This window comes from Cyclobacterium amurskyense (assembly GCF_001050135.1).
Classification (GTDB): domain Bacteria; phylum Bacteroidota; class Bacteroidia; order Cytophagales; family Cyclobacteriaceae; genus Cyclobacterium; species Cyclobacterium amurskyense.
Genome location: NZ_CP012040.1, coordinates 2,548,995 through 2,573,101, shown reverse-complemented (window position 1 = coordinate 2,573,101; position 24,107 = coordinate 2,548,995). Strand labels below are relative to the sequence as shown.

The window sequence follows — 24,107 nt, the reverse complement described above, 5'->3', positions numbered from 1 at the left end:
CATAATGCATAAATTTTATGCCAGTTTAAAATTACATGTCTGCATTATTGTTATTATAAAATATCCCTCCCTACAATTTTTCACCCATATTCAACCTAAAGCACCCCTAATTTGTTTGACCACTTGGAAGTAAATAATCTTTTTTCACCAGGTTGAAAAAACAATATTAAATGCTGATTAACAGCTATTTAAAACTATTTATTCTTTTTATATAAAATCTACATCTATGGTTTTATTCGAGTGAAAGGAGTCCTATCAGCTTATATAAGCAACTTTTCTGTAACCTTGTTAATGCATCCGGCGCGGAATATCCACAGGATCTCTATTACAGATAGCGTCCATAAAAAAATTTATTGCGTCAATAATTTAGGACTTAGCTGAGGAAGCTATGCTTGTTATATTATCGTTCAAGCAGGGCTCTATTTAATTCTTCTATTCAATACAGAAATCCCCATAAAGCAATGGAAGTTTAATCGCATCAAATTCCCCAGCCCTGACAGGCGACATAACATAGCCAAGGGTGTCAGCCCTTGGTAATAACATAAGTAAAACACTATGATTTTGAAGGTATTGTTGCCCTTTTTTCTGCAACAATCCTGACAAAATCTCAACGGAATCTCTTTTTTAAAAGGCGCCTATCCTCGTATTAGAATTCCTCCCCAGCCCTAATAGTTTATCATTAACTTATTTGCCTATTTTAAATCCGAAACTTTACGAATACAAAACTCCGGAGGAGTGAAACTTTTGTAGAAAGGGGTGTCAACCCCTGGTAAAATAAAACAACAAGCACATTCCGATTTTGGCGGTATTGTTGCTTCTTTTCTGCAACAATACTGACAAAATCACGAGCGAAGTTCGCGTTCAGAAATTGACGAGAATTTAATCGTACAAAATTCCCCAGCCCTGACAGGGCGACATAACATAGCCAAGGGTGTCAGCCCTTGGTAGAAACAAAAGGAAAATACTATGATTTTGGCTGTATTGTTGCTTTTTTTTCTGCAACAATGCTGACAAAATCACGAGCGAAGTTCGCAATCAGATGAGCATTTTCACCATTTCTAAACCCACTTTTAGCGAGGGACTGCCGCACCCTTTACCGCCTGAATCGCCCACCCAAAAGGGCTCGCAGTGACGAGCAGAGAGGTGCGAGAATTTATTCGCATCAAATTCCCCAGCCCTGACAGGGCGACATAACATAGCCAAGGGTGCCAGCCCTTGGTAAAAACATAAGGGAAACATCACGATTTTGGCGGTATTGTTGCTCTTTTTTCTGCAACAATGCTGACAAAATCTCAACGGAAGCTCTTTTTTAAAAGGCGCCTATCCTCGTATTAGAATTCCTCCCCAGCCCTAATAGTTTATCATTACTTTATATGCCTATTTTAAATTCGAAACTTCACGAATACAAAACTCCGGAGGAGTGAAACTTTTGTAGAAAGGGGTGCCAACCCCTGGTAGAATAAAACAACAAGCACATCCCGATTTTGGCGGTATTGTTGCCTTTTTTTCTGCAACAATGCTGACAAAATCTCAACCGAAGTTCGCAATCAGTTGAGCATTTTCACCACTTCCAAATCCACTTATAGCGAGAGACTGCCGCACCCTTTCCCGCCTCAATTGCCCACCCAAAAGGGCTCGCAGTGACGGTCAGAGATGGACCAGAATTAATCGCATCAAATTCCCCAGCCCTGACAGGGCGAAATAGCAAAGCCAAGGGTGCCAGCCCTTGGCAATAACATAAGGAAAACATCACGATTTTGGCGGTATTGTTGCTCTTTTTCTGCAACAATACCGCCAAAATCACGATCGCTATCCTTATTCAATAGTTTTATTAGGTTTCAAAACCCTTTAAATTAAAAGGCGTAACCATACATTGATATACTAACTGACTGAAACCCCCAATTCGCCATGCGCAGAATCGTCCCCAATATTTATTCCAATGACCTGGAGAAAAGCAAAGACTTTTACATTGATTTTTTAGACATGGAATTGGCCATGGACATGGGCTGGGTGCTGACCTTTGTCTCCAAAGAAAATCCTACGGCTCAAATCTCAATCTTCCAAAACAAGGACAATTCCCCTCTGGATAATTCCGCTATTTTTTTATCCATAGAAGTTTCGCACATTGAGGCTTATTATAAAAAAGCCATGCAACAAAAAATAGCCATTGAATACCCAATTACTAATGAAGACTGGGGCGTGAGGCGCTTTTTTGTTAAAGACCCAAATGGGGTGACCATTAATTTATTAAGCCATCTGGAATGATCATTTATCGGTCATTATAAGGTACAGAAGGCATTCTAAACCAACTTTTTGAACTATCTTTATCATTTCATATTGCTCAAATAAGAGATTTCCTGTTTCAAAACTCCATCAACACAATTTAAACCCTAAAATGAAAAAGCGTTTATATTTATTGCCCATAATCATTGCCCTACTTGTACCCTTCTCTGTAAAAGCCCAAATAGACACGGACAAAACAGGGGCCTGGTACATGTATTTTTTCAATACTACATTTAATGAAAGTCAATGGGGCTTTCAAGGAGATATCCAATACCGCAACTGGAACAAAGGAGGAGACCTTGAACAATTGTTGTTGCGCGGAGGCTTAACCTATAAACCCAAGAAAACGGACGTCAAATTCACCCTTGGTCTTGCCAATATTACCTCTGGGGCTTATGGAGATGACAATAGCACTTCCTCCGAGACCAGAATTTATCAGGAAGCCCTATTCCCCTCTCAGTTTGGCAACCGATTCTATGCCACCCATAGATTTCGCTATGAGCAACGATTTGTTGAAAACCAGGATTTCAGAACCCGATACAGATATAATCTATTTTTAAATATCCCATTAAATAAAGTGGCCATGGAAAAAAACACCATCTACCTGGCTCTATACAATGAAATATTTATCAATGGACAACGTGATATAGGGAATGGGAATTCGATTGAAATTTTTGACCGCAACAGGTTTTATGGGGCTTTGGGATATATGCTCAATAAAGACCTAAAAATCCAACTTGGAGGCATGCGACAATCCACTGATAGCTGGAGCAAAAATCAACTCCAGTTTAGTTTACATCATGACATTTAATTCAAAGTGAGCAGTCACTTTTGAATTGAAATATTGAGGTGGTTTTCTACCTTAATTTGTCTATTGATCGCAATTCAGGGGATGAATATTTATACAATCCTATAACAAACTGAGCACGACTCAAGCCTAGGCCCTGGTTATAATGCGCTAATTTTATTGAAATCCCCCTATAGCGAAAGTGGAATTTGCTGCATTGCGTAGAAAATCAACTTTAACTTGTTCTTAAAGGTTTAATAGGAAATAAGCCGGAACCTACCGGCTTATTTCAAATCTTTGAATTGAAGTTAAAATCAATTGTTTACAACCTCAATATAGGTATCATATTCTTGTTCATTTCCTTCTTCGTCGGCCACGGTAAACATTACATGGTATTCTCCCGGAGTAACATTGGCAGGAACATCTATATGCTCATGAAATTCAACCTCCGACAATTCATGATACCCTTCCTCAAACACTTTGTCAAATTCCCAAACTACCTCTCCTGCAGCAGGAGTAAGTCCATGGGCATGAATATCCACAGTAATGGAATGAATGCCATGGGCGGCAGCGATTAAAAACTCAACATGAAAATCTTCTCCCCTTTCTACATCGGCATCCATTTCGAAGCCACTAATATGAACCAAAGACCTTAACTCCAAGTGTCCTTCGATCTCTGAAATATTCCCCACAATATCTGTAACTTCCAATACCACATGGTATTCTCCAACAGGTGCGGTGGCCGGAATATCAATATGCTCATGAAACTCGAAGCTAGTGCTAAGGTATTGTTCACTGGTGTAGGTTTGTGAAAAATCCCATGCTGTTTCTCCTTCCCCAACTTCCAGGTCATGCCCATGGATGCTTATCTTAATGGAGGAAACTTTGGCAGAAGCAAGGATAGTAGCTTCCATGTGCAAATCCGACCCCCTATAGGCAACCGGCTCTGTAGCATGTGCACTTCCCTCACCCATTTCAAAAGTGGTGATTTCCGGAGAATCAAAAATCAGCTCTTCGTCTTCTTGGCAAGAAAACAAAGCCAAAGCAAAAAGTGAAATAATAAACGTTAGTCTAATTCTGTTCATTTTCAATAAGTTTTTTTGGTTAATTAATGCAACTTTGTTGCGCAAACATAATGCAATAGAATTGCATTAACAAGACTAAATCTAATTTTGAAACGAAAAAATTATTATAACCTTAAACTCAAACGCAACATTGTTTCATTATCAATAAGTTATATATTTGCAACAATATTGCAAATTAGAAACTGGTGTATTTACCCTAGATAGGGTATTTAGCGCACTATTTTTTCTTCGCAGAATTATTATTGAACCAATTTTATTTAAAACCATGAAAAGCAAATTCAACCATTTCATCATTACCGTAATTTCCATCTTAGCCCTGGTTTCATGCCAGGAAGAAGCTAAGCCTGTTCTACCTTCACCCACAATAGAAAATGTAGAAATTGGGCTGAACAACAATGAAATCGGGGTAATAGGTAGTGATTTTCATTTGAATGCAGACATCCTGGCCGGAGAATTAATCGAACAAGTACAGGTAAAGATTGCCCCACAAGATGGCAAAACCTATGAAGGTTTTTGGGACTTTGAATTAACTTGGGAGGAATACAAGGGGACAAAAAATGCCAACGTACACAAACACTTCGATATCCCTGAAGATGCTGTAGAAGGCATTTATGATTTCCTTATCATCGTCACTGATCAAAATGGTACACGCACTGAAGAAAAGCGAAGTGTCACCATTTATTCGCCAGGGAACTTGCCACTTAACCCTTAATACCAAGCCTCCTTTTAGCAACTTAGGGGATTTTTAGCAGAGCATACTTTTGCCCCTTGACCTTTTTTCCCGATCACATTATTTTTTAATCACTAAGTGAAGCCAGGTTTCTAATCCTTAGATGGTTCAATAACAAGACCTTTGTCTTATCCCTGAATTTTTATACAAGTAAAAATAATTGGGATCTACCGAGGGATTTTAGCTGGAACGACGTCTAAGCTTACAAAGAAACGATTATGGTAAATTATAAATTTTTTGCTTTGCTCTTTGCCGCTTTTGCAATTGCTTCATCGTGTAGCAAAAAGAAACAGGAAATTCTAATCACAGATGAGATAGTAGTCGATGTGGACGCTTCCCTCTTCTTAGAAGGCACAACCGTTTCCATTGTTCCATGTACACTCTCAAATGGTTCTGAAACCGAATGTTACCAAATCGTAACCACTAGTACTGCTTCAGATCACCAAATGGGTCCATGGTGCCCAAGTAATATTTCAGATGGTGAAGAAGCAGGTGGCATTTGGCTGGAAAATGGACAGGTTTATGATGTTGATGGTGCTTTTATCGAGAATCTGGCCTCTTTTTATGATGATGATACTTGGATGATGTATGATGCCAATGGAGACATATTCGTCACAAGTACTAAAGAAGACTGTATAAATGCGGCGAACCCAAATGTGGGCGTTGAATACCAGAATTTTTGTGTGGAATGCCTTCCTTCTTATATCTCAGACCTTTCTCAGACCTGGTTAATTCCCATTACCCCAGTGAGGCTTACCAGTCCAAATAATTTCACCATGGGGCCTAGAGGAGGTCGTGGGCCTAATGTTAGGGGAATCGCTTTTAACGGAATAGAATTCTCTGGGGCCGCCCCAACAGATGCCATACTATCCGCCTATACCCTCGCTCCTTTTGACGATGCAGGAGGACATATCAATGTACATCAGGGCTATCATTATCATGCCGCCACCGGAACCAGTACTGAAATTCCTCAGGAAGACGGCCATGCAGCCATGATTGGTTATGCAATGGATGGGCATAGTATTCATACCCAACTCAATGAGAGTGGTGAAGAGCCCAGCGACCTGGACCAATGCAGAGGTCACTATGATGATACAAGAGGTTACCATTACCATGTAGATGCAGCAGGGAATAACAATTTCATTGACTGCCTTGCGGGTGCTTACGTCAACTAAAACATTAGAAAAAATGATTAAATGGATTGCAAGTTTTATACTATTGACCTGGGCAGGGATTGCCCAAGCGCACCAGCCTGCTATATCTTCTATTATTTTAACAGAACAAGCGCATCAGGGCTGGATACTGCAAGTAAGATCGCCTCTCACAGCTTTTGAATATGTAATTAAACAGCATTATGGTGAGGGAGCTTTTGCTACCCCTGAAGAATTTCAGGAATTGGTTATGGAGTATTTAATGGATAATATTTCCATAAATATTAATGGACAAGACAAGTCACTTGCGCTTAAAAATGGTTTCGTAAAACTGGGGCACGACACCAATGTGGTTTTCCAGACAGAAGGAATACCTGAAACCATTGAGACCATTGTCGTAAAAAACCCAAGTTTTAAGGATATCAATCGAAATCAAAGTATTTTTATGGTTTTGGGAGAAGGCAAGAACAATGTCCAATTTATCCTAAACAACGAGAACCAGCATACAGCCAATCTCAAAGTAGAGGAGGAACAATTTGTAATTCAGGAAGCGAACTTAATTTTTGGCCTTTTACAGGATGAAACAATACAATCCAGTTTCAACTATTGGCTAGTAGGGATTATTTCATTTTTACTATTGGCGTATTATATTAAACGAAAAAAACTGCTGCCGATAAACTAGGATAAGTACAGGATTAAAATCTTTAAAATAAATTATCATAATGAAGCAAATAAAGAATACAATGCCTATTTACTTTATTATTATGGCCCTCAGCATGGCTTGTTCCAATGAAATGGAAGAAATGGATATGGAAGAAACTTCTACAGAGTATGACATCAGCGCCCTATTGACAAAATTTGAAGGGACTGGCCTTTCCTATGAAATACGTGGGGACAATGTGATTTTCACTACCCAGGATCTCCCTAACCACACAAGTCCTTATTGGCCCACAAGCAATCCTTTATACAGTGAGTATAGCGGCAACAATCCAGCTTATAATAAAAACCCGAATACCATTGCCAGCCAAAACATTGTTTTGACCATACCGCTGTATCCATCTGAGGCAAGCTTTCACCAGTCAACCCCTCTTGGAGCAATTGGCGTTTCCAGAAATGGGGTCGTTTTCTACAATCAATATGCCGGTCCCGACCAGCCATTGACCAATGAAATCGATTCTTTTGATCAATGGGCAGGCCATCCGCAGATGCGCGGCGAATACCATTATCACATTGAACCAACTTACTTGACTTCCGAATTTGGTAATGACGCATTTTTAGGGCTTTTGTCCGATGGCTTTCCTGTATATGGGCCAGTTGAAAATGGCCACACCATTACCAATGATGACCTGGATGCTTATCATGGACACTTCTCCATTACTGAAGATTTTCCTGAAGGCATTTACCATTATCATATCAGTAGTGAGGACCCTTATCTTAATGGAAGCGGTTATTTTGGAACTCCGGGAAGCATCACAAAATAATGCCAAAGAATTACCTATATAAGACCACCTTGATCCTCTTATTGGTATTCATTTCATGTGAAAGTACCAAGGGTAATCTTGTTGTGGATGCCGCTGACCCACAGTTGCATTTGAACAATGGCTCACTCTATTATAAGGGAATGCTATTTAAAGGAAGACTAATAAGCACTTATTACAATGGCAACAAGAAATCTGAAGCGCTCTATAATGATGGACGAAAAGATGGTGAGGAAAAACAGTGGTACCCTGAAGGGAGCATGGAGTCCTCAAGGGTTTATTTGAAGGGATACAAAGTGGGAACTCACCATGGTTGGTGGCCCAATGGCAATGTTAAATTTGAATACCATTTCAATAATAATGGGCAATACAATGGACCAGTAACAGAATGGTATGCCTCAGGACAAAAATTCATGGCTTTTAACTATGTTGATGGAAAAGAGAGTGGAAGCCAACAACTTTGGCAGGAAGACGGCCGGATAAAAGCCAATTACTTCACTAAAAATGGTGAGCGGTATGGACTTATTGGACTAAAGAAATGCAATCCTGTAGAAACAAATGGCCATGATACGAACTAGAATTAACCTCCTTTTAGCATTTGTTTTGATAGGTGTTGGCTATTCATGCAAAGAGCAGTTAGGCAATAACAAGAAAGCCGCAATTACAGAAGTCACGAAATTGCCCTACTTTAATTCTGCTGACTTTACGCCAGATTGGGACACCAAAGAGCATAGAATCCCCAATTTTTCATTCCTGAATCAAAATGGAGAGCGGATCACCAATGAGAGCTATGCAGGGAAAAATTATGTGGCCAATTTCTTTTTTACCATTTGCCCCGGCATATGTCCAAAGCTCACGAGCAATATGAGCCTTTTGCAGGAAGCCTATAAAGATGATCCTGACTTTATGTTGCTGTCCCATTCAGTGATGCCTTGGAATGACAGTGTGCCTGTATTGAAGAATTATGCCGTTGAAAAAGGAGTAAACGACGCAAAGTGGCATTTGGTCACAGGTCCAAAAGAGGCCATTTATGATATTGCCAGAAACGGCTATTTCGCCGATGAGGATTTTACAAAGACGCAGGATCCTGAAACCTTTATCCATACCGAAAATTTTATCCTCGTAGACAAACAAGGCTATATCAGGGGCGTTTACAACGGAACCCTTGAGTTGGATTTGGAGCGACTAAAACGGCATATTGAAATTTTAAAGGAGGAATCAATTTAAGCCTACTTAGAGAGTTTGGACCATTAAGTTCCCACCAATAAAATTGGGATAAATGAAAAAAATCAACTACTTTAAACTAATGTTATGATAATTCTACCAAGTTTCAATTTATATGGCTTTTTAGATTTTTATAATTGTGTTTAAACCAAGAAACCATTGATTACGTTTTTGATTTATACAGAAAAATATTAGATTTTGATATGATTGAAGTAAAGAAAAATAAAGACGTCGTAAAAGCGACCAAAGAAGGAAGAATTTACATAGAAAATGAAGACTTTTTCAAACAAGAAAAAGTTCAAAGTCTTATCAGCAGATTAAAAAAGTCTTCCATTTTCAAAGAAATAGAATCCAAAAAAAAGGAATTGAATCCCGAAATTACCTAATTTCAAATGCCTTGGAACCTTTTAATACTGCCTCTTTTAGGAGGGTACTACTTATTATTCAGGTTTAATAAATTCAAATTCAAGCAACAAAGGCTAGATCGACAAAGGCTTGTTTTTGATACAATTTTAATAGGAACTTGGTTATTATTTTTTTCATTTATCGAATTATTACTTAGATCCTCATTCAAGGATGCTAAACTTCTGGAATTCACATTGGATACTGATAAGTTTTATATCGCATGGGTAAAAGAATTACCTATTCCTACTGTCAGTAACTACATCAGAGTCATTCCGGTATTTAGCGGATATCGAGATGTACAAAAGAAATTGGTCTTTACAACACATTATCTTGATGTTTATTCTGAATATGTAGAAGAAGTCAAATTCCAGTCACTTTATGAATTGGATGTTGATTTGATCATAACCTTAGACAACCTTGTTACCGTTTCTTACTTTGACATTGAAATGTATGAACGCTTTAATAAACCTAGCGCAGACTCAAAACCCTAAACCTCCTTTTCAATAATTGCCAAATTTACCTTTAAATAAAATTGATTTAGCCGACTGTTTCTCTCTAAGGTTTTAGATTGATGAGAAATTTTCTTGGGTCAATTCATTCTAATTTTACCCGGAAAATGATGTTCAAGTAAAAGTGAAATACAATAGGTAACCAAGGCAATCCTTATGGTCAATTCAAAACATTTTTTTTATGAAATTGACATAAAAAAATCAGTGAAGTTAAATCTTCTACCAGACCTACTGATACAGTGTAAAAATATTAGACACTTGTTGTAACATTATATTACAATTTAAAGCTAACCTTAATACTTTTTAAACATATTGAACTGATATACAGCTTTTTATGTTTTTGGCACAAATATTAGACATAGGATATTAGGTATAAGCAGAACTTTTAAGGTTATGCCCTCATTGCGCTTATCACGGTTAATATAAATAACGGTATTATGTTCTTTAATTATTTAAAAATAGGATTTAGGGTTTTCTTCAAAAACAGAACCTATTCGCTAATCAATGTTTTTGGATTGGCAGCAGCAATGTCAATATGTATGTTGATTATTATGATGTGGGTAGATCAGAAGTCCTATGATGATTTCCATGATAACAAAGACAGAATTTTTAGAATCGTTACCAGCCCTCTTGACAACAACCGTATGCGGGCAACAATACCTTTCCCTACCATTGATGCCTTGAAAAACGAATCTGCCATAGTTGAGGATGCCACCTTCTTGCGAACGGGCTTTGGTGGTGACGCCATTTATACAAATGAAAACAATCAGAAGTCTTATGTGGAAATAAAGGGTTATTTCACAAATCCCTCCTTTTTCCATGTTTTCGATTTTGCCTTGGAGGCCGGAGACAAAAATTCAGCGCTTAGTGAACCTAACACGATAGTAATAAGTCATGAGGTAAAGCAAAAGCTTTTCGGAGATGAAAATCCCATAGGTAAAACGGTGCAATTTACCGATCGAGGACTTAATTTCTGGACAGATGAAAGTACGGATCCTGTAGATTGGGGATTATTTACTGTTACGGGTGTTTTCTCTGATCAGCCAAAATCACATTTAAAATTTGACGTGATGGCTTCTTCGTCAACTTTGGAGACCCTTTACAAGGAATCAAAAATAGAAGATATTCGTGACAATTGGAGCATTGATCACAAAACCTATGGTTACGTTATGTTAAAGCCCTCTTTTGGAGAAAAGGAGCTAACAAATACCTTGGGGTCCTTCACTTCAACTTATTTGGAGAAAAGCGAAAACGAATATTTACAAAAGATTAGATACAATTTCCAACCACTTACCAATATAACCCCGGGAGAGGCCACTGGTAATGGAACGGACACTACCCTTCCACTTTTCGCTTATTATATATTGGGAGGTTTGGCCTTGATTATTTTGTTGGCAAGTTGCCTTAACTATACCAGTCTTTCGGTGGCACGAGCAATTACCCGGTCCAATGAGATCGGAGTACGCAAAGTGAATGGGGCAGCCAAGAGTGATCTCATTTATCAATTTGTGAGCGAGGCCTTTATTACCGTCTTCCTTTCATTGCTACTGGCCTTTGTATTTTTAATTTATCTGAAAAATGCATTTCTAGGGCTATGGATGAACCAGTATCTCAATTTTAGTCTGGATTTCAATTTAAAAGTATTTGGTTTCATCCTGGTATTCACCTTGCTTGTAGGGTTTCTAGCGGGTGTGTATCCAGCCATACACATGTCAAAATTCAATTCGGTAAAGGCCTTAAAAGGAATTGGGAATTTAGGCTCAGGAAAGATGGGCTTAAGAAAGATACTTACCGTTTCACAGTTCGCCATTTCCTTATTTTTCATTATCGGAAGTATTCTTGTTTACCGTCAGATGGAATTGTTTACAAAATTCGATTATGGGTTTAAACCGAAAAACATACTCCATATTAATTTGCAGAGCAACGACTATCAACTTTTAAAGAGTGCCTTTCTTGAAGTTCCCGGAGTTGATGATGTTTCTGCCTGTGCCTATGTTCCTGCTGATGGCCGTAATGACAATACAGAAATAAAAAAACTTGATTCAGAAACCAGCAAATCGGCCATAAAACTTAGTGTGGATCGGAATTTTGCGGAGATATTGGGAATTGAATTGTTGGCCGGTGAAAAAATACCAATGGGAAATGACAGTATATCCAATTCCGTTATGGTGAACGAGATGGCAGTCAGAGAACTTGGCTATGCACAGCCTTCTTCAATTATTGGAGAAACATTTGAAATCGGAGGCCATAACAAAACCGTAACAGGTGTTTTCAAGAATTTCAATTTCTTTTTATTGTTTACAGGTCGTGAGACAGGTCCAATTGTCTTCCAGTATGATCCCTCGATTTTCAAGTTTGCAACGGTTAAAATCTCCGAAGGAGACCAAGAAAGAACCCTGGCCAATTTAGAAGCTGCCTGGCAAAAAATTGATCCTATTCACCCCTTAAAATATGAATATTACGAAAATCAGCTGGCTGCTAACAATCAAGCGATTTTAGACCTCATTTCTATTATTGGATTTTTGGCCTTTATCGCCATATTGATTGCTTGCCTTGGCCTATTTGGCATGGCGATTTATAGTACCGAAAGACGGACCAAGGAAATCGGAGTTCGCAAGGTACTTGGGGCCGACCTGTTGACGTTGAACTACCTGCTTTCCAAAGAGTTTTTAAAGATGATTTTGATCGCCATATTAATCGCTGCCCCGGCAAGTTATTTTTTCAACAAATTTTGGTTGGAATTTATGATCGTCCGAGCTGATTTTGGAATAGGTACTTTGATCCTTGGCTCACTCATCGTAACAGTATTAGCTCTTTTCACAGTGGTGCCACAAAGCATAAGAATAGCCAATAAAAATCCTGTGGAGACTTTAAAAGTGGAATAAAATATCCCTAAAATTTATTGATAACCTGATTTCGATTAATATACCTACCGGTAAGATGATGTTTATTTGGTCAATCTGTACCCTCCTTTCTTCATAAAAATAATCATCATGGGTAGGATTAGAGGGAGCTTTGACTGAAGAAATACGTGGGAATCCCAAGCAAAGTGAGATTGCAATACCCTTCCCACCTCATTATTCACCTTTAAAAGGGCTCGCAATGACGATTTGGCCTGTTTTAAGACGAACTTAACTCAATCTCAGGTTTTTACTTATACCCACTAAAAAATAGGTTTGAGCAAACATTAAGTCATAAAAAACGCCAGACCGAATTAGCTACCCTGCCCCATCTCTCGTATTGGTGGTCCGGGGAATTAACGTGCTATACCTGGTAGTAACATGTTTATTCCACGCTAGATCAAAGTGGTAATTATAATTTGTCTTCTGTTTTAATAGTCTTAACCTCAGACCAATCACTCCAATTCAGGTTTTGATCCCGAAAGCGAACCCTCCAATAATAAGTAGTATTTGGATTGAGTCGCTCCGTTTTTTCATCGGTTAAGTCATCGTCCTTTTGTCGGTTTTCTTTATAATACCAGTTTTCAAATTGTTGCCAGCTCTCATAAGCTAGATTTTCAAAATCCTCTGATTTTGACACCTGCCAATGGGAAGCGGCATGAAAGGTGCCTGTAAATTCGCTTTTAAACTCTCCCGCTTTCAAAACAGCACCCTTTATAGAAACGCCCTCTCCAGAAGGAGAAAGAGCTTCGGGAGCAGATGGTTTGCGCTCTTTTCTCCATACGGTAATGCTATCCCTCAATTCATTTTCCCTATGCGCTATCGTATTACCTCTGCTGATACGCTTAATGGTAAACTTAGGGTCTTTTCTGTTTCCATCTACTGATACCATTACAAAGCCGTATTCATCTTGAGTAACCGTAAATTCATCGTAGTCCCTTCCTTCAAATTCGCCCCAGTTATCTATCGCTCCGCCAGCTGAAGCAACATTGATCCAAAGGTGCTTGTGGTCCCTGGACTGTCCTCTTGAATAGCCGTGCGTATGCCCAAAAAAGTGGATACTAGGTTTCCCGGTCTTGGTTGAAAACTGTTCCAATTCTGTCACAATTTTCCCTGTAAAATCCTCTTCGCCGGGAATCCAAAGTTCGGATTTAAAAGGATGATGCAATTGAGCAAAAACAAAATCGATATTATCGTCTTTCTCTGTGTCTGCAAGTAGTTTTTTTAGCCAATCAAGTTGTTCTGACAAATTTCTGTAACCATCATTTGAATCCAATCCAATTACACGTGTGTTGCCATAATCTTTGTACCACCAGTGTTCTGCATAGGCCGGAGTACCATTCTCTGGCAAACTGAAATACTTAAAGTAATACACTGAATTCCGCTCATGATTACCCGGTACAGGATATACGGGCACTTCAGAAAATAATTTCTCTGCTGGATTAAAAAAGTGATCTTTCCACTGATAAAATTTAGATCCTGTCTGCACCAAATCACCCGGAATAAGCACCATGGCCAAATTGTCCGGCAAAGATCCACCAAACTCTTTTTCAAGGTAACCGATAACACCTTCGTTCACCACTTCACTAAATTTATCAGGTTGATTGTGATCATATTGCATATCACTCATGGCCACCATCTTAAAATCTTCCCCATCATTAGAAAAAGGAGGTGTTTTAAATTGAAAGATATCAGAGACCACATCTCCTGTTCGAACACGGTAATAATATTCAGTAAAACGATCCAGACCGGTGATTTTAACGGTATGAACCTGTACCTCATCAAAATTGATTGCCTCAGCTGTTCCGCTAGCAGTATTGCTTAGATTAGGACTTGTCCCCCATTCCACAATACTTTCCTCTCCCTCTGAAGTTTGCCACATTACTATGGCAGAATTTGGTTCTACATCTTGTAGATAGGGCTTAATCTCAATTACCTGAGCCATAGACTGAGTGCAAACACAAGCAAACAGTAAGGCTAAAAAAACTTTGAATTGCATTTTCATTTTATTTATAGAGGTACTTGGTTTATCAATGAATTTATATTTAATCTCCTACTATTCAAACCAATACATATAGACTCTCAAATGAATGGTTGTCGATATTTTTTTTACTATTTTATATTCATTTCTTTGGGAACTCCCCTGTTCCAATATTCTCTTCTTTTCATCCATTCATTCGTTTCGAATGACAATTGGGAGGCGATCTATTCCACAACTCCAAGGTAGAAAAATATTATTTACCTCCCAAGGAATAAAACCTAATATAAGACCAAAGCCTTTACAGAAAAATAAATTTTTTTATTATGTTTGGTTTTTTATATAAAAAAATAACAAAACATCCAATATGAAATTACCCTTAGACCTAAAGAAGCCTACTAATATCTTGATAGGCCTGTGCCTGCTCCTTTCTATTGCTTGCAGTCCTTCAAAAAATGGCCTTTTATTAGCACCTAGATCAACTTATGACATTGACAAGGATGACAATCAAAACAACATTCGTCTCAAGGCTGCCCATGTTGTACCGACAGAAAACCAATACAATGCGCTTAAAGATGAGTTTATTGGTTTTGTTCATTTTGGCCCAAATACTTTTACGGCCAAAGAATGGGGTTCCGGCATGGAGGATCCTACCGTATTTGATTTAAAAGAACTTGATACGGACCAATGGTGCGAAGCAATGAAAGCTGCTGGCATGACCAAGGTAATCTTTACTGCCAAACATCATGATGGCTTTGTATTATGGCAATCAAGGTACACCACACATGGTCTGATGTCTACAGGTTTTAGAAATGGCAAAGGCGATGTATTGAAAGACCTCGCTGCCTCCTGCGAAAAATATGGGCTTGACCTTGGTGTATACCTTTCTCCTGCAGATTTGTACCAAATTGAAAACCCTTTGGGTCTGTATGGAAATCTTAGTAAAAAAACGAAAAGAACCATTCCTGCAGTTGTAAAAGGAAGGCCATTTGAAAACCAAACTACTTTCGAATTTGAGGTAGATGATTATAATGAATATTTCCTTAATCAACTTTTTGAATTACTTACCGAGTATGGTCCTATAAAAGAAGTTTGGTTTGATGGCGCCCACCCGAAAAGAAAAGGTGGCCAAACCTATGATTACTCCTCCTGGAAAACCTTAATCAGAAAACTAGCCCCAGAAGCTGTTATTTTTGGCAGACAAGACATCAGGTGGTGTGGCAACGAATCAGGGCAAACTCGAAAGATAGAATGGAATGTTATCCCATATCAGGAAAACCCTAATCAGATGAATCGCTTTGAAGACATTACCGGGGAAGAAGTTGCTTTTTTGGAAAATTTATACACGGCTAAATATTTGCACTATCAACCTGCAGAGACAAATACTTCCATTAGAGAAGGCTGGTTTTACCGAAATGACCACGAACAAGGAGTAAGAAGTGCTGATGACGTTTTTGACATGTACGAAAGAGCTGTTGGTGGAAACTCAATCTTCCTTCTCAACATCCCCCCTAACACCCAAGGGCTTTTTCCTGATAGGGATGTAAAAGTACTTAAGGAAGTAGGGAAGAGAATAAGGAATACTTATAGTAAGGACTTATTAATTGATGCCAAAGGACCCAAAGAGGTTCTGGACAATGATGACCAAAGCTTTATTTTACTCGACCAATCAAAATCATTTGAGATTAGCTTGAAAGCCCCCATAAAAATGAATCGATTGGTTATCCAAGAAGCAATCAAATCTCATGGTGAAAGAGTGGCGGCCTTCACATTGGAGGCTTTACTTGATGGGGAATGGAAAGAAATAGCAAATGGATACAATATAGGCTATAAAAACATCCTCCGATTTCCTGAAGTTTACACCAACAAGCTTCGGATTACAGTAGATGAAGAAAGGTATATCCCCGCCATAAGTAAAGTGGCTGCTTACTATTATGAAACCCGTCCTCCACAATTAACCATTGAAAGAAACCTAAAAGGTATGATAAGCATTGCGCCAAAAAAAGTGGATTTTGGCTGGAAGACCTATGAACAAGATATTGCCGGGAGCCTCAATAAAGACCTAAGCATAAGGTATACCTTAGATGGAAGTGAACCCAACAGCCAATCTAATTTGTATGAAGGGCCTTTTCATTTGTCTCATGGAGAAGTAACAGCAGCAGCATTTGGTAAAAATGATCGTGGTGCAATCACTAATTCCCTCTTCGGAGCCGTCAAAGGAGATTGGAAAATTGTAAGCGCATCCTCTTCTGAAGTTAATCATGATGCTTTCAATGCAATTGACGGTAAACAAGAAAGTTATTACAAGGCAATAGGAAGTAAAAATGGGGGACAACAAATAACTGTGGACCTAGGCACCTCTCAAACCATTACAGGATTCACCTATTTGCCACCATTAAAGGACAAAGAGGGCATGATAGAGTTAGGAAATATTTATTACAGCTCAGATGGAAAAAACTGGCAACTTCTAGAGGGTTTTGAGTTTGGTAACCTAATCAATGACCCTACTTTGAGACGGCATGACTTTAGAAGCCCTATAAAAACAAGATATATAAAACTTGAAGCCAAAAGAATTGCCGGAGGCAATACATTTGCTGCAATAGCAGAACTTGGACTATTGGTAAAATAGGCGGCAATTTAATTTTGACTGCTAAATTGAAAATAGCAGCGGAAAACTATTTTCTGCTGCTATTTTTTTGTACCTATTTATTTCATCTCAATCCCCCACTTTTAGGTCTTTCTTATTATAATAATTCCTAAAAAAAAAGTCCACATACATTCTTATGTAAGTGGACTATTAAGCTCCTCCTCTTGGGCTTCCCGATTCACTTTGATCTCGGGACAGGCGAACCAAGGACCCTTCCCGGTCGACCGGGATCAGATGCTCTAAATTATTTATTGTATCCGTTTTGAATAATAGCTAAAATTACTTTTCTAGATTTCTGACTTTTTATAAATTTTTCAGCCTTCAATGCTTCTGTTCTAGAGTTGAAGGGAATCGCTTTTTTGAGTACCCAGGGAATCCCTCTTTTAGTCCAGATGTTATTCCTTTGAGAATCGTTGTGAAATAGGAGTCTTTTGTCGACGTCCCCTGTCTGTCCAACATAGAATTTATCGATTAACTCAGAATATATGATATAGACATAATACTGATCCATAACGAAAAAAGCCAACACTATCTGTGCTGGCTTTAGCTCCTCCTCTTGGGCTTCCCGATTCACTTTGATCTCGGGACAGGCGAACCAAGGACCCTTCCCGGTCGACCGGGATCAGGTGCTCTAAATTATTTACTGTATCCGTTTTGAATAATAGCTAAAATTACTTTTCTAGATTTCTGACTTTTTATAAATTTTTCAGCCTTTAATGCTTCTGTTCTAGAGTTGAAGGGAATCGCTTTTTTGAGTACCCAGGGAATCCCTCTTTTAGTCCAGATGTTATTCCTTTGAGAATCGTTGTGAAATAGGAGTCTTTTGTCGATGTCCCCTGTCTGTCCAACATAGAATTTATCGATTAACTCAGAATATATGATATAGACATAATACTGATCCATAACGAAAAAAGCCAACACTATCTGTGCTGGCTTTAGCTCCTCCTCTTGGGCTTCCCGATTCACTTTGATCTCGGGACAGGCGAACCAAGGACCCTTCCCGGTCGACCGGGATCAGATGCTCTAAATTATTTACTGTATCCGTTTTGAATAATAGCTAAAATTACTTTTCTAGATTTCTGATTTTTTATAAATTTTTCAGCCTTCAATGCTTCTGTTCTAGAGTTGAAGGGAATCGCTTTTTTGAGTACCCAGGGAATCCCTCTTTTAGTCCAGATGTTATTCCTTTGAGAATCGTTGTGAAATAGGAGTCTTTTGTCGATGTCCCCTGTCTGTCCAACATAGAATTTATCGATTAACTCAGAATATATGATATAGACATAATACTGATCCATAACGAAAAAAGCCAACACTATCTGTGCTGGCTTTAGCTCCTCCTCTTGGGCTCGAACTATGCTTGAATGCAGCCTGTATGGGCGGTTTTACGCTAAAAATGTTGTATATTTATACTAAATCCGTACAACAAACTGTACAACATTTTAACCAGAAAACATGAGAAAACAACTACCTTCACTCTACCTAAACAAGCAACGGGTAAGTAAGAAATCTGGAAAAACGCCGCTGTTTTTCAAACACGAGATCCATGGCAAGATTGTTAAATTCCAACTCAACATTAAGGTAAATCCAGAGTATTGGAACCAGGCACTTCAGCAAGTGGAAAGCGATACGACACTTACCCAAAAAATAACTCAAATTCGGGAGCTCTGGAAACTACTGTTTCATATAGGGAAGAATGATAATCGTTCTATCGAAATGTTTCAACAGATGTTCAGGGAGAAGATTAACGGAGAAGTCAGGAAGAAGCCAATAGACCTAAAAGCTAATTTCACCTTCTACGAACTTTTTGATAAGTATATGGAACAATACAAAAACAGGTATGCCCATACGCATCTGAAGAAGTTTCTTACCGTCAAAAATTCCCTTCATAGTTATTATCCGAAATTAGCCTACCAAGAACTTACTACCGAATTATTTGATAACTACAGGGATAAATTGGTAAAACGGCAGTTGACAAACAACTACATTAAGGATCTTTTCAAAATAATAAAAAAGGCCTGTAAATTTGGTCGATCCCTGAATATTACAATCCCAATGGATATTGAGGAGTACAGAGTAGAAACCTATAAAGGTAAGATTATATGGCTGAGCCAGGATGAACTTGCAGCTCTCGAAGCAGTGGAGTGTACTGAATCAGAACAGGTAGTCAAAGATTGCTTTCTTTTCCGCTGTTACACTGGTTTACGGCATAGTGATATGAAGCACGTAGATATTTTGAATCTTAAAGGGAATAGGCTTGAGTTCAATATTCAAAAACAGGGTAAACTTCATGGTATTACTTTAAGCGAGGGTACTAAATCTCTGGCATTGTTAAAGAAATACAAGTCTTTTCCGATCACCTCCGGACAAAATGAAAATAGGAAACTTAAAATTTTATGTCAAAGAGCAAGGATTAACGATGTAATAGAAACCTACAAGCGGTCAGGATCTCAATTCCTAACAGAAGCGACGCCAAAATACCGTAAAATTTCGGGGCACACAGCCAGGAGAACCTTTGCCAGGTTGGCTTACGAAAAAGGCGTGGAGCTGCTCAAACTGAGTAAATTTCTCGGGCACAGTTCGCTAGACGTAACACTGGGATACATTGGCATAACCTTGGCCGACCAGGAAAACATTGCCTTTTAATATTGGTGATTTACATAGATTTTTTGATGAAATAGATTGGGGAATTTCGTATATTGTAGTTTTTCAAACGTTTAGGGAATATGCTATAAAAATGGAATAGCAGTATAATATGATTACGGGTAACCAACCGGCATTCAGTTCCCTAGGAATGCTTGTTTCACTAACAATGAAATGTTAAATCCCGAACACATTGAAAAGGTGGATGAACTATTGAAGGAGTTTAAAGCCTTTCAGGAAAAGTTTGAAGAGTTGAAGGAAGATGAGTTTACCTTCAAAAAAAACTTGATTGATCTCATTGCGGATCACTTTTTGGCACGAAAGCGGCTTAAAACTTTTGAAGCTATCCTTTATTTGGATAGCAATTGAAATTTCATAAATCCCCGAAAGTTGGCTTTCGGGGATTTTTTATTGGATTGAGGATTAAATTGCAAGGATCATTAATAATTTTTTATTATACTCCTTTAAATTAGGGCATGGGCATTTTTTTATGTCTGTTCCCAAAGTTAAAATTGACTGTTAAAAATCAAAGCTGTCCCCTGAGATAGCAAAGCTTTTAAGCGCTGAAAGTTAAATATTTTTTCGTATTTCCCATCTCTTAAATGCCATCCAACATGTTGGACAGGTTCAGTCAAGGGCGACCTGTGTTGCGCCTGCGGCAGGTCGTTCATATTACCCTTGACGGGTTCTGGCCAGTTGTTACTTTTGCATTGGAGATGAAAATAAACATTAAGGCCATTTTCAATACATTCATTATAATACAATAAATCTTAATCCGCATCAACCGACCTGTTCTTTAAAAATCCGCATTAATCCGGTGGTATGGGTTTTGACAAATGGTGACAGACTTAAGGAAAGGATGCGAAAGTAAGGTAGTAGTAATATCAGATACTTACATAATTTTGGAGGAAAAAAGTTTTTAAAAAATAACCACAATCTTTTAGGGGAATTGTTCTGTCAGTTGATGCGGTTAAGATTTTGTTTTTTAGCCCATTTTTATGGTCTCTGTTAGCGGCAAAAGCCAATGGACAACATATTAAATAGTAAATTTGGGTTTTTTTGATCGCTTTGCCTGCATATTGTAATATAACTGAACAAAGTCTAAAAAAACTATAGAAAATATTAAATTAAATCAGAAATTAATTTATATTGCTTATAAATAAACTAAAGATGAAAAACACAATAAGCTTAATTTTATGTTTGAGTATTTTGTTTTTTCTCCTTTCCTGTAATAAATCAAGTATGGAGAACAATGAAAAGATAGAAAATAACAAAATATCACTTGTTGAAAATTCTAATCTTAGACTTCCTACCAAAAGTCAGTTTGCGTCAGTTTCGCAAGTAATTGGAACTTCTGATATTTTTATTAGTTATTTTAGACCGAGTGTTAATAATAGAACAATTTGGGGAGATGTAGTATTATGGGACAGTCTTTGGAGGGCTGGTGCTGAGGGTGCTTCTACATTTCGAATCTCTAATAACGCTAGAGTTGGTGGTAAGCCAATTCCTAAGGGAGATTACTCATTTTTTGTTATACCTAGGAAAAATTTACCTTGGACTATTATCTTTAATAAAAATATAAATCTTTTTGGAATTCATTTGTATGATGAAAACGAAGATGTTCTTAGATTTGATGCAGATGCAATAAATTCACCTTTTGTAGAGACAATGACTTTTACCTTTTCTAAGGTAAATAGTTATTCAACAATTCTAAAACTTAGCTGGGCTGAAAAGACTATTGAGATTCCAATTGATTTTGACAAAACTACATCATGGAATAATATTAAGAAATTTATAGAAAATAATGAACAACCAGACTCTCTTCTATGGCGGGATTATTTATCCATAGGTAATTATTGTGTTTTCACAGAGGACAAAGACTATGCGTTGTACTCAATGGGTCTAATTGATAAGTCTCTTGATATTCAGGAAACCTTTGAAAATTTAAAAATTAAAAGTGACTTGTACGCTGTTTTGTCACAATATGATTCAGCCTCTAAATATGCAAAAGATGCCCATGCTTTAGGATCGACAACCGGTATGCCTTTACATGTAGCTAATTTGTTAGAGGAAAACATTCGTAAATATAATTCGTTAAATATTGACAATTCAAATTTACCTAGAGAATGAAAAAAATATCAAAATTATTAGCTTTTATAGTTGCTTCCTTATTTAGTAATAACATAGAGTTAAATGCTAAGGATTCTAGAGTCAATTCTGAACATGAAATAGATATACGAATTTTGAATATTAGAGAAGCTATAAAAGAAGATTTAAAAGATAAAGAAGCCACAAAAAGCAAAATTGATTTCCCTACTTTTACTCTCAACAGTAATTGGATAAATTGGGGTAATTGGGGTAATTGGAATAACTGGAACAACTGGGTAAAGTGGAATGATTGGCGAAATTGGAATAATTGGAATGACTTTAGCAATTGGCAAAAATTCAGTAATTTTTAAATCTTTTTAATATGAGCGACATAGGCCCGCTTGATTTGTTAATAATACAAGGTTCTCCTTTTTGCAATATCAATTGTCAATATTGCTACCTACCTAATAGAGGCGATAAAAATAAGATTTCCCTTACTATTGTTAATAAAATATTTGAGCGTATTTATCAGTCTGATTTGGTAAAAAATGATTTTACAGTTGTTTGGCATGCTGGGGAGCCTATGGCAATTAATGAAAATTACTACAGTAAAATATTTGATATTATTAACGAACATACTCCTCCAAATATCGTTGTATCACATTCCTTCCAAACAAATGGCACCTTACTTACAGATAAATGGTGTAGTTTTATCAAACAGAATAAGATAAGGATTGGGATAAGTGTTGATGGGCCCGATTTTATTCATGATAAATATAGAGTAAAGCGAAATGGGAAGGGCTCCCATGCTGAGACAATGAGAGGAATCAAATTGCTGAAAGAACATGATATAGATTTCCATGCTATTGCTGTTGTAACAGCATATTCATTAAATTATCCAGACAAAATTTTTAATTTTTTTTTAAATAATAATATTCAGAGAGTTGGCTTTAATATTGAGGAAATTGAAGGTGTCAATATCACCTCATCAATTGATGTGACAAGTGAGATAAAGGTAAAAAGGTTTTTTGAAAGAATTTTTACGTTACAAAAACAGAACAAGGGAAAAGTTATTGTAAGAGAGTTTGAATCTGCCTTTCAGAAAATTATTGGTTCTCCAATATCCTCAAACAATACACTCGAAACGACAATTCCTCGAAGCCATATGTTAAATACATTTGGAATAATAAGTATTGATATTAATGGAGATTTTACTTCTTTTTCACCTGAATTGTTAGGGCAAACAAGTCCTGAGTTTAACAACTTTATTTTAGGAAATGTGATGCGTGATAGTTTTGTAGACGTCTTAACTAAAAAAAACTATAATAAAATTTCTGAGGGAATTAATAAAGGTGTAGAAATGTGTAAAGAGACTTGCTCGTATTTTAAAGTTTGTGGTGGTGGAGCTCCTTCAAATAAATTTTATGAAACTGGCACATTTAAGAGTACTGAGACTATTTTTTGTAAAAATACAATTAAAACTCCCATAGACATTGTTCTATCAGACCTGGAAAAAACTTACAGTATTAAATAAGATTTATATCAGTCTAAACAAAAACCGCAAATAAAACCAATGTTTTAGGAGTAAGTTTCTCGTAGGGAGTAGACTTTAGCAACTAATATAGGTTTTGCTTCATTCATGTTAATTTACCTTTGTTCTAGCTAAGCGTATGCTGACTGTTTAGTTTCTTGAAACTCGCTAGAAGGAATAGGTTGAGATCGTCATTTCCAATGAAGAATTTCTATTTTCTATAAATTAGACGATTACTAACAGTTACCCTAATATAAGAAGCTTTATGAAAAGTTTGAAACTTTCCTTTTCCTTCCCTATTATTCAATAATTACTATGCTATCGTTTGGAGTTTCCATTTCTAATGAATTCCTTTTCAAATTTTTTGGAATTTAATATAAGAAAGATTCTGAATAGTAAACGATGAATTGTGGGTATTGTGCTACATGCCATGCTGTAACAATTATAGGAGGCTTTTAAATGAGAAAGTGTCTAGCTCCTTTAAAAACCCCGGTTGATCCCGGGGCGAGGGGATAGAAAAATGGCGGCAGGGTTAAGGGTAGGATGCGAGCCGCCTGCGAGTCCGAATGGAGCCGTTCAGGAGAAGCACGATAGTGTGACTGAACGTGCGTAATGAGGGACGCAGGCGAGCCAAACAATGGCTGAGGGATTTCATTTTGCCTACCTGCCGG

The 24,107-nt window shown here is 37.5% G+C and carries 23 protein-coding genes; 17 read left to right on the top strand and 6 right to left on the bottom strand.

Annotation, left to right across the window (positions count from 1 at the left end):
• Positions 1 to 1,673 precede the first annotated feature (1,673 nt).
• Positions 1,674 to 1,823 (bottom strand): hypothetical protein, encoded by a 150-nt coding sequence (locus tag CA2015_RS24835; RefSeq protein ID WP_157470422.1) that lies wholly within the window; start codon positions 1,821 to 1,823, stop codon positions 1,674 to 1,676.
• Positions 1,824 to 1,908: 85 nt separating this feature from the next.
• Here CA2015_RS24835 and CA2015_RS10625 point away from each other — a divergent pair, with 85 nt between their 5' ends.
• Positions 1,909 to 2,265, top strand: a complete 357-nt coding sequence (locus CA2015_RS10625) for a VOC family protein (RefSeq protein ID WP_048641885.1) — start codon at positions 1,909 to 1,911, stop codon at positions 2,263 to 2,265.
• Positions 2,266 to 2,395: 130 nt separating this feature from the next.
• On the top strand, positions 2,396 to 3,094 hold the full coding sequence (locus CA2015_RS10620) for a DUF2490 domain-containing protein (RefSeq protein ID WP_048641884.1): 699 nt from the start codon (positions 2,396 to 2,398) through the stop codon (positions 3,092 to 3,094).
• A gap of 290 nt (positions 3,095 to 3,384) precedes the next feature.
• Here the strand turns inward: CA2015_RS10620 and CA2015_RS10615 are convergent, their stop codons facing one another.
• Complete coding sequence (locus CA2015_RS10615; protein WP_048641883.1) at positions 3,385 to 4,155, bottom strand: DUF4625 domain-containing protein; 771 nt, start codon at positions 4,153 to 4,155, stop codon at positions 3,385 to 3,387.
• 265 nt (positions 4,156 to 4,420) lie between these two features.
• Here CA2015_RS10615 and CA2015_RS10610 point away from each other — a divergent pair, with 265 nt between their 5' ends.
• From CA2015_RS10610 to CA2015_RS10570, 9 genes are all read left to right on the top strand, one after another.
• Entirely contained in the window at positions 4,421 to 4,867 is a 447-nt protein-coding gene (locus CA2015_RS10610; protein WP_048644476.1) for a DUF4625 domain-containing protein, read from the top strand.
• A 236-nt stretch (positions 4,868 to 5,103) separates the two neighbouring features.
• Entirely contained in the window at positions 5,104 to 6,060 is a 957-nt protein-coding gene (locus CA2015_RS10605) for a YHYH protein (RefSeq protein WP_048641882.1), read from the top strand.
• A 13-nt stretch (positions 6,061 to 6,073) separates the two neighbouring features.
• Positions 6,074 to 6,718, top strand: coding sequence for a DUF6702 family protein (locus tag CA2015_RS10600; protein WP_048641881.1), 645 nt, complete (start codon positions 6,074 to 6,076; stop codon positions 6,716 to 6,718).
• 40 nt (positions 6,719 to 6,758) lie between these two features.
• A complete protein-coding gene (locus CA2015_RS10595) occupies positions 6,759 to 7,517 on the top strand; it encodes a YHYH protein (protein WP_048641880.1) in 759 nt (252 codons plus the stop codon).
• Complete coding sequence (locus tag CA2015_RS10590; protein ID WP_048641879.1) at positions 7,517 to 8,092, top strand: toxin-antitoxin system YwqK family antitoxin; 576 nt, start codon at positions 7,517 to 7,519, stop codon at positions 8,090 to 8,092. Before CA2015_RS10595 ends, CA2015_RS10590 begins: the two co-directional genes overlap by 1 nt.
• Entirely contained in the window at positions 8,079 to 8,741 is a 663-nt protein-coding gene (locus tag CA2015_RS10585) for an SCO family protein (protein WP_048644475.1), read from the top strand. Before CA2015_RS10590 ends, CA2015_RS10585 begins: the two co-directional genes overlap by 14 nt.
• 134 nt (positions 8,742 to 8,875) lie before the next feature.
• Positions 8,876 to 9,124, top strand: coding sequence for a hypothetical protein (locus CA2015_RS10580; RefSeq protein ID WP_048641878.1), 249 nt, complete (start codon positions 8,876 to 8,878; stop codon positions 9,122 to 9,124).
• Positions 9,125 to 9,130: 6 nt separating this feature from the next.
• On the top strand, positions 9,131 to 9,634 hold the full coding sequence (locus CA2015_RS10575) for a hypothetical protein (RefSeq protein WP_048641877.1): 504 nt from the start codon (positions 9,131 to 9,133) through the stop codon (positions 9,632 to 9,634).
• A 455-nt stretch (positions 9,635 to 10,089) separates the two neighbouring features.
• Positions 10,090 to 12,537 carry an ABC transporter permease gene (locus tag CA2015_RS10570; protein ID WP_048641876.1) on the top strand — a complete coding sequence of 816 codons (2,448 nt, stop codon included), beginning with the start codon at positions 10,090 to 10,092 and terminating at the stop codon, positions 12,535 to 12,537.
• A gap of 427 nt (positions 12,538 to 12,964) precedes the next feature.
• Here the strand turns inward: CA2015_RS10570 and CA2015_RS10565 are convergent, their stop codons facing one another.
• Positions 12,965 to 14,551: a fibronectin type III domain-containing protein gene (locus CA2015_RS10565; protein ID WP_048644474.1), complete on the bottom strand. Its 1,587-nt coding sequence runs from the start codon at positions 14,549 to 14,551 to the stop codon at positions 12,965 to 12,967.
• A gap of 346 nt (positions 14,552 to 14,897) precedes the next feature.
• On the opposite strand from CA2015_RS10565, the gene CA2015_RS10560 reads away from it, so the two are divergent.
• Entirely contained in the window at positions 14,898 to 17,159 is a 2,262-nt protein-coding gene (locus CA2015_RS10560) for an alpha-L-fucosidase (RefSeq protein ID WP_053086674.1), read from the top strand.
• Between the two features lie 262 nt (positions 17,160 to 17,421).
• On the opposite strand, the gene CA2015_RS10555 is transcribed toward CA2015_RS10560, so the two are convergent.
• The 3 genes from CA2015_RS10555 to CA2015_RS10545 all read right to left on the bottom strand — a co-directional run bounded on the left by CA2015_RS10555 (position 17,422) and on the right by CA2015_RS10545 (position 18,472).
• Positions 17,422 to 17,751, bottom strand: a complete 330-nt coding sequence (locus tag CA2015_RS10555) for a GIY-YIG nuclease family protein (protein WP_048641875.1) — start codon at positions 17,749 to 17,751, stop codon at positions 17,422 to 17,424.
• A gap of 62 nt (positions 17,752 to 17,813) precedes the next feature.
• Complete coding sequence (locus CA2015_RS10550) at positions 17,814 to 18,143, bottom strand: GIY-YIG nuclease family protein (protein WP_048641874.1); 330 nt, start codon at positions 18,141 to 18,143, stop codon at positions 17,814 to 17,816.
• Positions 18,144 to 18,205: 62 nt separating this feature from the next.
• A complete protein-coding gene (locus CA2015_RS10545; RefSeq protein WP_048641873.1) occupies positions 18,206 to 18,472 on the bottom strand; it encodes a GIY-YIG nuclease family protein in 267 nt (88 codons plus the stop codon).
• Between the two features lie 157 nt (positions 18,473 to 18,629).
• Here CA2015_RS10545 and CA2015_RS10540 point away from each other — a divergent pair, with 157 nt between their 5' ends.
• The 5 genes from CA2015_RS10540 to grrM all read left to right on the top strand — a co-directional run bounded on the left by CA2015_RS10540 (position 18,630) and on the right by grrM (position 23,439).
• Positions 18,630 to 19,820: a tyrosine-type recombinase/integrase gene (locus tag CA2015_RS10540; protein ID WP_048641872.1), complete on the top strand. Its 1,191-nt coding sequence runs from the start codon at positions 18,630 to 18,632 to the stop codon at positions 19,818 to 19,820.
• 171 nt (positions 19,821 to 19,991) lie between these two features.
• Positions 19,992 to 20,186, top strand: a complete 195-nt coding sequence (locus tag CA2015_RS10535) for a hypothetical protein (RefSeq protein ID WP_048641871.1) — start codon at positions 19,992 to 19,994, stop codon at positions 20,184 to 20,186.
• A gap of 801 nt (positions 20,187 to 20,987) precedes the next feature.
• Positions 20,988 to 21,947 (top strand): DUF2911 domain-containing protein, encoded by a 960-nt coding sequence (locus tag CA2015_RS10525; protein ID WP_084011721.1) that lies wholly within the window; start codon positions 20,988 to 20,990, stop codon positions 21,945 to 21,947.
• Complete coding sequence (locus tag CA2015_RS10520) at positions 21,944 to 22,276, top strand: hypothetical protein (RefSeq protein ID WP_048641868.1); 333 nt, start codon at positions 21,944 to 21,946, stop codon at positions 22,274 to 22,276. Before CA2015_RS10525 ends, CA2015_RS10520 begins: the two co-directional genes overlap by 4 nt.
• An 11-nt stretch (positions 22,277 to 22,287) precedes the next feature.
• A complete protein-coding gene (gene grrM / locus CA2015_RS10515) occupies positions 22,288 to 23,439 on the top strand; it encodes a cyclophane-forming radical SAM/SPASM peptide maturase GrrM/OscB (protein WP_048641867.1) in 1,152 nt (383 codons plus the stop codon).
• Positions 23,440 to 24,107 lie beyond the last annotated feature (668 nt).

What these genes read in the sequence shown, in the direction of transcription:
- CA2015_RS10600 (WP_048641881.1), top strand. Translation starts at nt 6,074, where the DNA reads ATGATTAAATGGATTGCAAGTTTTATACTATTGACCTGGGCAGGGATT.
- CA2015_RS10565 (WP_048644474.1), bottom strand. Translation starts at nt 14,551, where the DNA reads ATGCAATTCAAAGTTTTTTTAGCCTTACTGTTTGCTTGTGTTTGCACT.
- CA2015_RS10615 (WP_048641883.1), bottom strand. Translation starts at nt 4,155, where the DNA reads ATGAACAGAATTAGACTAACGTTTATTATTTCACTTTTTGCTTTGGCT.
- CA2015_RS10605 (WP_048641882.1), top strand. Translation starts at nt 5,104, where the DNA reads ATGGTAAATTATAAATTTTTTGCTTTGCTCTTTGCCGCTTTTGCAATT.
- CA2015_RS10625 (WP_048641885.1), top strand. Translation starts at nt 1,909, where the DNA reads ATGCGCAGAATCGTCCCCAATATTTATTCCAATGACCTGGAGAAAAGC.
- CA2015_RS10620 (WP_048641884.1), top strand. Translation starts at nt 2,396, where the DNA reads ATGAAAAAGCGTTTATATTTATTGCCCATAATCATTGCCCTACTTGTA.
- CA2015_RS10535 (WP_048641871.1), top strand. Translation starts at nt 19,992, where the DNA reads ATGTTAAATCCCGAACACATTGAAAAGGTGGATGAACTATTGAAGGAG.
- CA2015_RS10575 (WP_048641877.1), top strand. Translation starts at nt 9,131, where the DNA reads ATGCCTTGGAACCTTTTAATACTGCCTCTTTTAGGAGGGTACTACTTA.
- CA2015_RS10560 (WP_053086674.1), top strand. Translation starts at nt 14,898, where the DNA reads ATGAAATTACCCTTAGACCTAAAGAAGCCTACTAATATCTTGATAGGC.
- CA2015_RS10545 (WP_048641873.1), bottom strand. Translation starts at nt 18,472, where the DNA reads ATGGATCAGTATTATGTCTATATCATATATTCTGAGTTAATCGATAAA.
- CA2015_RS10525 (WP_084011721.1), top strand. Translation starts at nt 20,988, where the DNA reads ATGAAAAACACAATAAGCTTAATTTTATGTTTGAGTATTTTGTTTTTT.
- CA2015_RS10520 (WP_048641868.1), top strand. Translation starts at nt 21,944, where the DNA reads ATGAAAAAAATATCAAAATTATTAGCTTTTATAGTTGCTTCCTTATTT.
- grrM (WP_048641867.1), top strand. Translation starts at nt 22,288, where the DNA reads ATGAGCGACATAGGCCCGCTTGATTTGTTAATAATACAAGGTTCTCCT.
- CA2015_RS10610 (WP_048644476.1), top strand. Translation starts at nt 4,421, where the DNA reads ATGAAAAGCAAATTCAACCATTTCATCATTACCGTAATTTCCATCTTA.
- CA2015_RS10570 (WP_048641876.1), top strand. Translation starts at nt 10,090, where the DNA reads ATGTTCTTTAATTATTTAAAAATAGGATTTAGGGTTTTCTTCAAAAAC.
- CA2015_RS10540 (WP_048641872.1), top strand. Translation starts at nt 18,630, where the DNA reads ATGAGAAAACAACTACCTTCACTCTACCTAAACAAGCAACGGGTAAGT.
- CA2015_RS10590 (WP_048641879.1), top strand. Translation starts at nt 7,517, where the DNA reads ATGCCAAAGAATTACCTATATAAGACCACCTTGATCCTCTTATTGGTA.
- CA2015_RS10595 (WP_048641880.1), top strand. Translation starts at nt 6,759, where the DNA reads ATGAAGCAAATAAAGAATACAATGCCTATTTACTTTATTATTATGGCC.
- CA2015_RS10585 (WP_048644475.1), top strand. Translation starts at nt 8,079, where the DNA reads ATGATACGAACTAGAATTAACCTCCTTTTAGCATTTGTTTTGATAGGT.